The following is a 12,016-nucleotide window of genomic DNA, read 5'->3' as shown; positions in this document are numbered from 1 at the left end:
ACTATATTAGTTAAAATTGGAATTACTACCGTTACTTTTTTGTTGTTGACCTTGCTGCTCATACATAGTTTCAAAATCTATAGGATCTAGCATCAGTGGGGGAAATCCACCACTACTTGTAACTCTTGCAATTATTTCTCTTGCAAAAGGGAAAAGAAAAGTAGGTCCGCCAATAAACAAAGCTTGTCTTACTTCTTCCTTACTCAACTCTTTTAAATTTTCTATTGAAAAAATGCCACAATATTTCGTTTCACAAATGAAAGCTACGCCATCTTTTATGCCTTCATCTTTTACCGTTGCTTTGACTTCTATATGCAAAGTAATTTCATGGAAAGATTTTTCTTCATTCACTTCTTCTTTGTTTTTCGTCCCTTCTAATTTTGCTGAATTGATATTAACCATTACGTTAATATCTGGAGCTTTACTAGAAGAAAGGAATGGCGAATTCGGATTCTCAAATGATAGATCTTTAACATATTGACCGTGAATTCTCATTTTTTGTTGTGGCATTTCTTACGTCTCCTTTAATTAAGTTGAGATATTTAATACTTTCTTATATAATATATTCATTTACAAACGAATAGCAAACCTGATTATAAGTTGATATGAAAAACATATTTTCATTAATAATTAATAATGTTCGGATACTTTATATGCCAAGGAGTTGAGTTACTATGATAGAGCTTGTAATATATGCTTTATTAGCGGCGTTCATTTTTTCACGTTTGTATAATTCTTTAGGAAGGTCAGCCAACCTCAACCTAAAAAAGCTAACTAGTGTATTGGATGTAAGCCGAAGTAGAGAAGACGTAGTAGAAAACATTGAGGGTTACATTGATAGCAATGATGAAAATTCAATAAAAGTTACTTATGAACAAATATTAAAAAAAAATAAAGATTTTTCTATTTCCCACTTTATAGAAGGTTCAAGCATAGCTTTTGAATTAATAATAAAGTATTTCAATCAAGGAAATTTGTCTCAGTTAAAACCACTTCTCGATAAAGACTTATATGATAATTTTGCAGAGAAGATTAAACATCGTAAAGAGGTGCACGAGTCTATCATTGTTTCTATCGTTTCACAAAAGATTTTAGAAATAAAGCTAGTAAAAAATGTAGTGTTTATTGCAGTATATTTCCTTTCAGAGCAAATTAACTTCGTTAAGAACAATGAAGGAGATATCATATCAGGTAGTACATCCACTATTAATAAAGTTGAGGATGTATGGCAATTCAAAAAAAATGTTAATTCATCAGACCCAAGCTGGTTGCTTGTTTCTATTCACTATAAAAAGACAAGTAACGATAAGACAAATGACAAGTAAGATTAGTTTTATTTAGAGTTAACCATGGAAAGCAAGCTACGCGAACTAGTACTTGACACTGAAACGACAGGTCTTGACACTGAATCTGGTCATCGAATTATTGAAATAGGGTGTGTGGAATTAATTAATCGTATTCCAACAGGTAAAGTATTCCATCGGTACCTTAACCCAGAAAGAGATATACCTTATCACTCGTTTAAGATTCACGGTATTAGTGAAGAATTTTTAGAAGATAAACCATTATTTTCAGATGTTGCACTTGAATTTCTTGACTTTATATCTAATGATATTTTGGTAATTCACAACGCTGAATTCGATGTTAAGTTCCTTAACATGGAGCTAAGCAAGCTGAATGCTGGGTTAATTTCCTCAGATAGAGTGCTAGATACATTACCTCTTGCGAGGAAAAAATTCGCAGGATCACCTGCTTCTTTGAATGCATTATGTAAGCGTTTTGATATATCGCTAGAGAATAGAGAATTGCACGGAGCACTAGTTGATGCTCAATTGCTTGCAAAGGTATATGTTGAACTTACAGGAGGGTTACAAACCTTTCTGTTTGATAATGAATGCAATCAGGACAGTAACTCTACATTCGTTCAGCATAAAGTGCGTAATCTAACTCCCAGAGAACATTCACCAAATAGTGAAGAAATTGATGAACATAAGAAACTGTTAGACAAAATTAACAATACACTTTGGAATAAATATATTGAATAGATCAACCAATAAAGATACAATTTAATTTTACTGAGAGCACCCTAATGGTAAGGTTTATAAGATTGTTATCTAATATGCTAGTAGCATTAGCAGTTGTTTTTTTAGGTTATTGTTATTTCACTAAAAAAGGCATATTTGCCCCAGCAGCGATTCACAACGCAGAAGTTAAGATAGGCGGAGATTTTTCTTTAATTAATCAGGACGGACAGATCTTGCGCAGTAGTGATTTTAAAGATAAATACATGATGATTTTCTTTGGGTTTTCCTCATGCAAAAGAATTTGCCCTATGAACCTTGGAATAATTTCAGAAACACTTGCAAAGTTAGATGAGAAAACTAACAACAAGCTACAAACATTCTTCATCACAGTCGATCCTGAGCGCGATAGCACGGAAAGACTTAAAGAATTTCAGCAGCAATTTGACCACAGAATACAAATGTTAACTGGTGAAAGAGAAAAAATAGACGAAGTAATTGCAAAGTATAAAGTATATGCTAGCAAAGTTGGTGGAGAAGAAGAAATCAACCATTCTTCAATAATGTACCTTATTGGCCCTGGAGGAAAATATGTTACACACTTTGCAGCTGATTTAAATTCAGACGAAAGTCAATCTGATAAGATTTTGGCTGAGATAAGAAAATACGTAAACTGAATTATAGATTTTTCTGTTAATTAGTCGAGCATGCAACTGCATGAGCATTATGATTTGAGAGCAATCTCCATGGGAAGACACACACAACTGTACGAACGTTGTAGTTTGGGAGCAATTCCCACCAGTGGGGTGTCATCCCAGTGCCCAGACACTGGGATCCAGCTTCTATGCAACTTAATTAAAAACGTTTGTTTTAGCGTAAGACAACTACCTTTAGCTCATCAGCTCAGTTATAAGCAAAATTTCTGGATTCCAGTGGGCTTTGTTGCATCGCTACTTATGAAAGGCTAACTATAGTTAGGATTATAAGTAACCTATTGAAAATCTTGTTTTTTTGCAATCAATCTGATCAAATTTAAGAATAGTAATTTATTATTTACATTAATAAATTTAATTCTATTGAAAATAGCTAAAGCATTGAAATTCTTGAATTTTAGCCGGATTAGTGAGTGGTAGTGAAATTTCTTTTACTCAAATTTAGGTATTCACTGACCGTTCTTGTTATAAATACCAGAATAATAAGCTACTGATATTCTCCATCTTTTTTATCTTTAATCCATCATAGCTAGCGATGCAACAAAGCCATTCCAGTGTCAAGCACTGGAATGACATCATCTGTTGTGCAATTTACCTTCAAAAATGAATGTTCGTACAGTTATGGAAGACACATTGGAATGACACTATTTGCTGTCTTCAAAAATAAACATTCGTAAAGTTGTGCTTTTAATATGGGTTATCAGTTTAAAAATGTTGCTAATCAGCATATATGAATGTAATATTAATTAACATTCATAAACGAAGCAATACCATGGAAAATAGTTATAATGCCGATGCAATAAAAATCTTAAGGGGTCTTGATGCTGTAAGGAAACGTCCAGGTATGTACATTGGTGACACTGACGATGGATCTGGCTTGCACCACATGGTATATGAGGTTGTTGATAACGCAATAGATGAATCTTTAGCTGGATATTGTGATAAAATTGAAGTTAGCATAAATAAAGATGGTTCAGTATCAGTAACCGACAATGGTCGTGGCATTCCAACTGACATTCATGAAGAAGAAGGAATATCAGCAGCAGAGGTAATAATGACTCAACTCCATGCTGGTGGTAAATTTGACAGTAATACCTATAAAGTTTCTGGGGGATTACATGGTGTTGGAATCTCAGTTGTGAATGCATTATCAAGCTGGTTGGAATTAACTATTTGGCGCAATAAGAAAGAACACTTTATGCGTTTTGAAGATGGTGAGTCTATTGAACCTTTAAAGGTAGTCAACGAAAATACAAACAAAAGAGGAACTAAAGTCACGTTCATGCCATCAACAGAGACTTTTAATGGCATTAATTTCAGTTACTCAACGCTTGAAAGTCGTATAAGAGAATTAGCATTTTTAAATTCAAATATCGACATTACTTTACGTGATCTGCGCAATGAACCATATACAGAATCTCATTTCAATCAGAGCAATCAATCTAAAGACAATTTTGGTACAGCAAATTTTGTGCAGTATTTAGATAAGAATAAGACACATGTAACTAAAATTGCCAGTATGAAAGGAGATGCAGACGATCTTGGCATCAGCTTGGAAATATCGATGGAATGGAATGATTCCTACTATGAGAATATGTTGTGTTTCACTAATAATATACGGCAACGAGATGGTGGTACGCATTTGGCAGGATTTAGATCTGCACTAACTAGATGTATCAATACCTATGCAACTAATGAAGGGTTTTTAAAGAAAGCAAAAGTAAATTTAACTGGAGAGGACGTTAGAGAAGGTTTAACTTGTGTTTTATCTCTCAAGATGCCTGATCCTAAATTTTCTTCACAAACAAAAGATAAACTAGTTAGTTCTGAAGCACGTGCAGTTGTAGAAAGTATAGTTTCTGATAAATTGAGCACAATCCTTGAAACTGATCCCAAATTGGCAGCAAGCATAGTAGAAAGAGCAATTAGGTCAGCAAAAGGAAGAGAAGCCGCAAGAAAAGCACGAGAGTTAGTTAAAAGCAAAAACAATATTGATATTGCAACTCTGCCAGGAAAGCTTGCTGATTGCCAGGAAAAAGCCCCTGAGTTATCGGAATTATTTATAGTAGAGGGTAATTCAGCAGGTGGTACTGCAAAGCAGGGGCGTAATCGTAAAACACAAGCAGTGCTTGCCTTAAGAGGAAAAATTCTAAACGTAGAACGTGTAAGTTTAGATCGTATTTTTTCATCTGCAGAAATAGGCTCTTTAATCACTGCAATTGGTGCTGGAATAGGGAGTGAACACTTCGATATTGAAAAAGCTAGATATCATAAAATTATCATCATGACAGATGCAGATGTTGATGGTTCACATATAAGAACTTTGATTCTAACTTTCTTTTTTAGACATATGCGTGAAGTTATTGAAAAAGGTTACTTATACATAGCACAGCCACCCCTCTATAAAGTTACAAAGAATGCCAAAGACACTTATATTAAAGATGACGAAACTTTTGAAGAGTATATAATAAACTCAGCAGTTAAAAGACTAACACTAAGTGGTACAGCTACAGAATTTAACGACTTGCGCCTTATTTTGAATAAATGCGTTAGCACTTCTAATATTAGCAAAAATTATGATAGAGAAATACCACAAAATCTCCTAGAGTCATTGCTAATTTTAAGCAAAAAGAATGCTCTATCATCGGCTGATGAGATATTAAAGTATTTGAAGTTAATGTACAGCGAATACACTTGGGAAGTGGAAATAAAAGATGAAGAAAAAGAAATTCATATCTCTAAATTGTTTCAAGGATTGGCAGACAAATATATATTTGCACTTAGTATGCTTGAAGGCAAAGATATGCAAAACATATTAAGTTTGCTTGATGGTATAAGTAATTTATTTAATGGTGATTCATTTTTAAAGTCACAAGAAACTGAAATAAGAATCACTTCTCCAAGTACGCTTGCAAAAATAATAATGGACTATGGTAAAAAAGGTTTAACTCTGCAGAGATTTAAAGGTCTTGGTGAAATGAATGCTGATCAGCTATGGGATACTACGTTAAATCCTGAGGCTAGAACTTTATTAAAGGTTGAAATAAAAGATTGTGAAGAAGCTGATTCCATATTTTCAATATTAATGGGTGATATAGTTGAACCACGCCGTGATTTTATTAATAGCAATGCACTTAATGTGCATGATGTTGATATTTGAACTTTTAGCAAAATGTACGAACGTTACGGGTTTAAGCAAAGACTGTGTCATTCAAGTAGCTGACACTGGTTCCTTTATAACGGTGTCATTCCAGTGCTTGACACTGGAATGGCTTTGTTGCATCGCTCTTCGGATAGTAGGTAACGCACAATAAATTTATGAAGCTATCTCAAATTTAGCCATACCAATATCAGTGAACTTATTGAGCAAATAGCATTTAACAAGTAGTTCCTTCTCTCTATTTGTCTCAGATTTATTCCTAAAACTAAACCCGAATGTTTGTTTCAGTCGCGAGAAAAAACTTTCTATATAAGATCTTTTTCCGTAGTTTGTTTGCCTTTTCCACCTCTCCATTCCATCTTCGCTGCATGATTTTATTAGTCTAATTGCAGCATTTCTCTCAGCCATATAGTCTAACTTTGGATGCTCTGCTGCGTTGTTTTTCGGAGGAATTTTCGTTTTTATACCATATTGATTACACAGCTTATAGAGCTTTTCTCTGTCATATGCCCTATCTGCATATAGTACTTTTATGACATACTGAAAATCGACTTCTTTTAGCAAATCACAAGCTCCATAGTGATCAGCCGTTACTGTATTTTACAGCTATGGCTTTTTTGCTGTTTGTATTCAACATTACATGCAATTTTCTTGTCTGTTCATAGCTGCGATACTTTCTATCTTCGCTATTTTCTTTGCTATGACCAGGAGTGTTGTTGTATATACTAATTCCTGTACTGTCTATAGCAATTTCGATATCTTCCATATTATTTTCTGCAATCATTGATCTTAATATTGAGTTTCTTAAACCTTCTTGATGATTGTGAATAGCTGATAACTTGCAAATTTTTCCCAATTTGCTCAAGGTATCCTGCTATAAACCCAACTGTTTGCCTCAGGCCTATTCTAAATAAACAAGTTATTATGTGCACCAAAATTACAACTTTATCGCTATAAATATTGTTGCCAACTGGTATTTTTGGACCATTCTCGTACCACTTTTCTATGGCTTCGTTGATATAATGAAAAATATTTCCTCTTTTTTCTAGAAATTTGTTATATTCGCTATGGTTACTGACCCTCATTTTTTGTGGCATATTTTTTCTTTCAAGGTTAAATGGCTATTTTATAATGAATTTTGTCAGTAGCCACCAGATTTTTTCAGTTGCTATGCAACAAAGCCCACTGGAATCCAGGTTGCTCACAAGCAAACTAGCATAGAAAGTGGTTACAACGTTTTCGATGAGATTGCAGAAAGGCTGGATTCCAGTGTCAAGCACTGGAATGAAAGCAGTCCTACGTCATGCCGCGATTCATTCGCGGTATCTCTAGATCCCGCTAACAACTTACTATTACCCACAAGTATAAAATTCATGAGCAAGTTTCCATCCTTCTGCTAAATCAAAGAGACGTTTCCATCCCTTCCACAAAGCTATAGGGCCTGGTTCTAAGTCATTTTTGCGAGCTAAAAACCCTCCTAACTTGGCCACCCACCTCACAATTTCTCTTATAGGTGGTGGTGTCTCAGGATAGTTTTTTGTCTTAAGCATTTTGGTATATAAAACCTTCCATTCGTCGTCAGTCAGTATGAAAGTGCAAGAAAGATTTGGATTTGTTCTAGCTACTAGTGTGATAAAAAATATTCTCCATGCAATTATACTCATTATTGTAAGAAAGCGGATTAATCTATCTGCTGCTTGGAGCCTACATTCTTCAACTTTAAGACCAGATTTCAAAATTTTATGAAAAACCTCTATTCTCCATCTTAAGCAATACCATTGTATTTTTTCTACTGCTTCTTCAAAATTATTAATATTTATATTTGTCAACAAAATCCAGTTCACAGGCTCTTCGCCAAATGGGGGGTATTTTTCTATAGCATAGACAGCATTTAAACTTAAATTAGGAAGTTTTTGGGTTTTACGTCTAGCGTTATTTTTTGATGCATTCATCACAAAGTTGCTAAACTTTACTTCTAAAACTGTTGTTCTTTGAGGTTTATCATTGCGAGCAGGAATATTCACTTGTATTTCTCCTTGACAAGACATGCGATTCATCAGATCCCACAACCTTTCACCACCTTTTTCAGAATAAGTCGACTTCTTATTTATTGTTCTGTTTTGATTTCCTCTTACTACAAAAAGAGATTGATTAGTGGAAGCAACTTCAAATAAATCATACATATCTGCTTCTCTGTCACAGACGGTAACTACCTTGATATCCTTTAATCCAGGATGATTAGTAGAATATTTAAGTGATTCTATCCACCGTATGCTTTCTTTCTCTTCTATGGGAACAGCAGTATTATGGCTTCTTCTTTTCAACTCTTTTAGGTCTTCAGCTAAGGAGGGTCTAGTACTAATTTTTTGATCCAATAATCCTATAGGCAGTCCTTCTGTTGTAACTGCAAACGTTGTATGCATCACTAATCCATGTGTTTTAAAATTAGTTGTTTTAGATGTTAATCTTGCTGCTATAATCCCTAATCCTTCGGTCTTTTTATGATTTTTATATGAGATATAACTCGTGTCTTGGATAGCTAAGATAGTTGAGTATTCTTTAGCTCTTTCAACAGTTTTAATTATATGACTTTCTAATATCTTTCTCTCAGAAATGGCATCGTTTTGGAAAAATCTATAAGCTGCTTTACTTTGATGCCAATCTTCACAAGCTTGATTTATTGAACGCTCAGGCGATTCAGCAAAACTATTAACTATTTTTAGAAGCCTTTTACTTAATCTTATATCACCAAAATTAACAATTCCAAATTCACTTTCTGCCCATTCGCCAGTTGAAGTATTTATAGTTCTTTTCATCATATATTCCATTTTTAGACCATAGATCCATTTATAATAGAAAGTTGAATTAGTAAAATATCAGCTTTTTTACTATTTATATACTTATGGGTAATAGTAAGCTTGCACACCAGACAAGACAGTCAAAATTCCTCCTATCACTAGACAAGCAGCTATAGCAGGTACGGTACCCACTGCAATTGCAGTTGCGATTAATGATAACCCAGCTAAGAATGTAACGGCTGAAACGCAAAACGCTATTTGATGTTTTTCTTTATTGTTAACCATAAATACCTCACAAAAACTATATTTTTAACATACCAGTGTTGTCATGTATTGTCAAGTTTTTAAAGAAGATTAAAAAATGCAACGCACATGTGCAAAAGACGCTAACTATGGATTAGCCAAGGAAGAAAGAGTAGGAAGAGGAAGGCTTTTTCTGTTTTAGGGAATATAAAATAAGCGTAGAAAAATATGAACTAGGTGTATAATTCACAGTGTAGTGGTATCCATACGCGTCAAGTTAAGGAAATAAAGGTATGAAAGAGATAGAATAATAAGGTATAAGTTCTCCCAGATATACTTTTAGTGAGAGAACCAATGAATAAAATAACTTGCTTATCAAAAAAGCTCAAAGAAATTTTTAATGAAAAAGCAGAGAAAATCTCAATTACAACAAGGTTTATAAAAAGAAAGAGAAAGCTAAAAGGTTCATCATTCGTAAAAGCCATGGTCTTGGGTAATATAGGAGTTGATAATTGTAGCGTAGAAACAATGTGTCAATTACTAAACGAGGACTCGATAGATATAACAAAACAAGGTTTGGATTTTAGATTTACTGAAGAAGCAGTGGAATTTATGAAAAGGATGTATAATGAATCTGTGATTCTCTTTAAAAATATCTTGCAAGTTGATTGCAAAATCTTACAGCAATTTAATAGTGTTAAATTATTGGACAGTAGCTATATTACTCTACCTAACAGTATGGAAGAGATGTATAAAGGTTATGGTACTAGCTACAGTGGCTATGAAAGCAATACTAAGTCTGGAATAAAGTTACAATTAGTTTTCGACTACATGAATCAGATAATAGACCAACTTAATTTAACGGAGGGGGTAAGATCAGACCAGGGATATAGGAAACATTTAAGTAATATATTAAGCAATGATTTGCTAATATCTGATCTCGGTTATTTTGTGCCAAGTTCTTTTAAACAAATCAATGAAATAGGAGCTTATTTCATAAGTCGTTATAAATCCGATACCAACATATATGATGTAGAAACAAATCAAAAAATGGAGTTATTAGAATGTTTAGAGGATAAGTTATTTTTAGAAAACGAGGTATTGTTAGGAAAAGAAGCAAAAATTAGAGTAAGAATTATATGTCAGAAACTAACTGAAGAACAGTCTATGGCCAGAAGAAGGAAAGCTAATAGATTAGCAAGATCGCAGGGATATACATCCTCTAAAAGAAATCAAAAATTGTTGAACTGGTCAATATTTATAACTAATGTTCCAGAAAATAAAATTAGTGCTGAGCAAGTATTAACGATTTACAGAGTAAGGTGGCAAATTGAGTTATTATTTAAATTGTATAAAAGCCATATCAGGCTTGATAAGCTAAAAGGAAAGCCATGCAGAGTATTATGTGAACTATATGCTAAATTGTGCGCAATTCTTATATTTCACGGCATAGTTGGTTGCACAGAAGTGAAAAAGAATACAGAACTTAGCTTAACAAAGGCATTTATTGAGCTAAAAAGGCGGGTTAGAGAGTTATTTTTAGTATTAACCAAAATTAATAGTTTAAAAGCATTTCTTAAAAAACTCACTATAACTTGGTCGCGATTTTCATTAAAAGACAAACGTAGAAGGGCTAGAGTATCCACTTTAACCTCTCTAAATTTGCTCACAATCTCTTAACTTGACGCGTATGCTTTTTTGAACATTCCCAACGAAAAAAGAAAAACAAGGTTTAATTTTCTTTTTTATTTGCGATTTATCTATTAATTAACCGTGAAAGGTTACGTGTAATGCTTCTTCACATAATTATCAATAATTGCCTTAAATTCTTCAGAGACATTATCACCTTGTAAAGTTTTGAAATATTTGCCGTTTTTGTAGACTGCTGAAACAGGTTTTTCTCCATATCCAGGTAAGCTGATTCCCAAATTTGCGTGTTTGCTTTCTCCAGGACCATTTACTATGCATCCCATAACAGCAATGTTCATATGCTCTACACCTGGATTTTTTTTCTTCCACATCGGCATATGAGTTTTTATATAGCCATTCACCTCTTCAGTTAATATACGAAAACGATCGCTACTCGTGCGCCCACAACCAGGACATGAATTAACCTGAGGGTTAAAGTGTCGCAAGCCTATAGACTGCAATATTTCCTGACACACCACCACTTCATTAGTACGCGATTCACCAGGACGTTGAGTCAAAGAAGCCCGTATTGTATCTCCAATGCCATTTTGCAATAAATAAGTAAGCCCTGCTGCGGTATTTACCACACCTTTATTGCCCATACCAGCCTCAGTTAAACCCAAATGCAGCGCATAATTGGAAGATTTTGCAAGTGCCATATAAACTAAAATTAAATCTTGTACTTTGCTAACTTTACATGAAATGATTATTTTGTTTGAATTTAGACCAATTTCTTCAGCTTTTTTTGCACTATCAAGAGCAGACATTACAAGTGCTTTGCGCAGTATAACGTCAGAAGGCCTTGAATTACTAAGCGAAGAGTTTTCATCCATCAATTTTTGCAAAAGGTATTTATCAAGACTACCCCAATTTACCCCAATTCTAACCGGAAGATCGTGCATTATTGCATACTCTATAACCCTTTCAAACTTCTCATCACGTTTGTTGCCAAAACCTATATTGCCTGGGTTTATCCTAATTTTACCCAGCATTTTGATGTTGTCTGGATAATCTTGAACTAATTTATCTAGCTCATACTGACCACAGCCTACCAATATTTTACCGTCAAAACCTTCTTTATTTATCTCTTCTACTATATAAGGTATGGCTCTTGCTACCTCCTCTGAGTTCAAGGCAATTCGCACCAATTCTGAACCTGTACGCGCTAGTTCTGTTATTTCTTTTGCATAATGTTTTGCGCTACTTTTTATATTATCAGAATCTATATGCACACCAAGCGCCATAGATTGTACAACTACAGGATTATTTCCGCCTATCTTTACTTTTCCAACTTCTACAACATGAGTTTTGTGCCTGGAAATCTGCGATAATTCATATGTATTATCATTCAATATCAGGTCTTTATCTAGCATATTATTAATGGCCAATATT

Annotated in this window: 9 protein-coding genes and 1 pseudogene; 5 read left to right on the top strand and 5 right to left on the bottom strand. The window is 34.0% G+C overall.

All coding sequences use genetic code 11. From position 1 onward, the window contains the following. Positions 1-6: 6 nt before the first annotated feature. The gene (gene secB / locus OPR50_RS03080) at positions 7-510 is read right to left on the bottom strand and encodes a protein-export chaperone SecB (RefSeq protein WP_264339294.1); all 504 of its coding nucleotides are present in this window, start codon (positions 508-510) and stop codon (positions 7-9) included. A 164-nt stretch (positions 511-674) separates the two neighbouring features. Between secB and OPR50_RS03075 the strand changes: the two genes are divergently transcribed. From OPR50_RS03075 to gyrB, 4 genes are all read left to right on the top strand, one after another. Next, positions 675-1,325 (top strand): Tim44/TimA family putative adaptor protein, encoded by a 651-nt coding sequence (locus tag OPR50_RS03075; protein WP_006280141.1) that lies wholly within the window; start codon positions 675-677, stop codon positions 1,323-1,325. 24 nt (positions 1,326-1,349) lie between these two features. Continuing rightward, on the top strand, positions 1,350-2,045 hold the full coding sequence (gene dnaQ / locus OPR50_RS03070; protein WP_006280142.1) for a DNA polymerase III subunit epsilon: 696 nt from the start codon (positions 1,350-1,352) through the stop codon (positions 2,043-2,045). Between the two features lie 44 nt (positions 2,046-2,089). Next, positions 2,090-2,698 (top strand): SCO family protein, encoded by a 609-nt coding sequence (locus tag OPR50_RS03065; protein WP_155968286.1) that lies wholly within the window; start codon positions 2,090-2,092, stop codon positions 2,696-2,698. Positions 2,699-3,506: 808 nt separating this feature from the next. Next, positions 3,507-5,894, top strand: a complete 2,388-nt coding sequence (gyrB, locus tag OPR50_RS03060; RefSeq protein ID WP_265024254.1) for a DNA topoisomerase (ATP-hydrolyzing) subunit B — start codon at positions 3,507-3,509, stop codon at positions 5,892-5,894. Between the two features lie 156 nt (positions 5,895-6,050). Here gyrB and OPR50_RS08755 read toward each other — a convergent pair. The 3 genes and pseudogenes from OPR50_RS08755 to OPR50_RS03035 form a co-directional block, all read right to left on the bottom strand. Beyond that, positions 6,051-6,991, bottom strand: a pseudogene (locus tag OPR50_RS08755) (IS5 family transposase). Between the two features lie 255 nt (positions 6,992-7,246). After that, the gene (locus OPR50_RS03040) at positions 7,247-8,713 is read right to left on the bottom strand and encodes an IS4 family transposase (RefSeq protein WP_264339584.1); all 1,467 of its coding nucleotides are present in this window, start codon (positions 8,711-8,713) and stop codon (positions 7,247-7,249) included. 81 nt (positions 8,714-8,794) lie between these two features. Further along, complete coding sequence (locus tag OPR50_RS03035) at positions 8,795-8,977, bottom strand: WD_0736 family protein (RefSeq protein WP_265023843.1); 183 nt, start codon at positions 8,975-8,977, stop codon at positions 8,795-8,797. A gap of 312 nt (positions 8,978-9,289) precedes the next feature. Here OPR50_RS03035 and OPR50_RS03030 point away from each other — a divergent pair, with 312 nt between their 5' ends. Continuing rightward, complete coding sequence (locus OPR50_RS03030; RefSeq protein WP_265023871.1) at positions 9,290-10,615, top strand: IS4 family transposase; 1,326 nt, start codon at positions 9,290-9,292, stop codon at positions 10,613-10,615. Between the two features lie 101 nt (positions 10,616-10,716). Here the strand turns inward: OPR50_RS03030 and ispG are convergent, their stop codons facing one another. After that, positions 10,717-11,997, bottom strand: a complete 1,281-nt coding sequence (ispG, locus tag OPR50_RS03025) for a flavodoxin-dependent (E)-4-hydroxy-3-methylbut-2-enyl-diphosphate synthase (RefSeq protein WP_264339243.1) — start codon at positions 11,995-11,997, stop codon at positions 10,717-10,719. Positions 11,998-12,016: the final 19 nt, after the last annotated feature.

Source organism: Wolbachia endosymbiont (group A) of Epagoge grotiana, from assembly GCF_947251775.1.
Taxonomy (GTDB): domain Bacteria; phylum Pseudomonadota; class Alphaproteobacteria; order Rickettsiales; family Anaplasmataceae; genus Wolbachia; species Wolbachia pipientis.
The sequence above is the reverse complement of the archived record's forward strand: the minus strand, read 5'-3'. Positions and strand labels throughout refer to the sequence as shown.

Coding starts and splice junctions, on each gene's coding strand:
- OPR50_RS03075 (WP_006280141.1), top strand. CDS start 675: ATGATAGAGCTTGTAATATATGCTTTATTAGCGGCGTTCATTTTTTCA.
- secB (WP_264339294.1), bottom strand. CDS start 510: ATGCCACAACAAAAAATGAGAATTCACGGTCAATATGTTAAAGATCTA.
- ispG (WP_264339243.1), bottom strand. CDS start 11,997: ATGCTAGATAAAGACCTGATATTGAATGATAATACATATGAATTATCG.
- dnaQ (WP_006280142.1), top strand. CDS start 1,350: ATGGAAAGCAAGCTACGCGAACTAGTACTTGACACTGAAACGACAGGT.
- OPR50_RS03030 (WP_265023871.1), top strand. CDS start 9,290: ATGAATAAAATAACTTGCTTATCAAAAAAGCTCAAAGAAATTTTTAAT.
- OPR50_RS03035 (WP_265023843.1), bottom strand. CDS start 8,977: ATGGTTAACAATAAAGAAAAACATCAAATAGCGTTTTGCGTTTCAGCC.
- OPR50_RS03040 (WP_264339584.1), bottom strand. CDS start 8,713: ATGATGAAAAGAACTATAAATACTTCAACTGGCGAATGGGCAGAAAGT.
- OPR50_RS03065 (WP_155968286.1), top strand. CDS start 2,090: ATGGTAAGGTTTATAAGATTGTTATCTAATATGCTAGTAGCATTAGCA.
- gyrB (WP_265024254.1), top strand. CDS start 3,507: ATGGAAAATAGTTATAATGCCGATGCAATAAAAATCTTAAGGGGTCTT.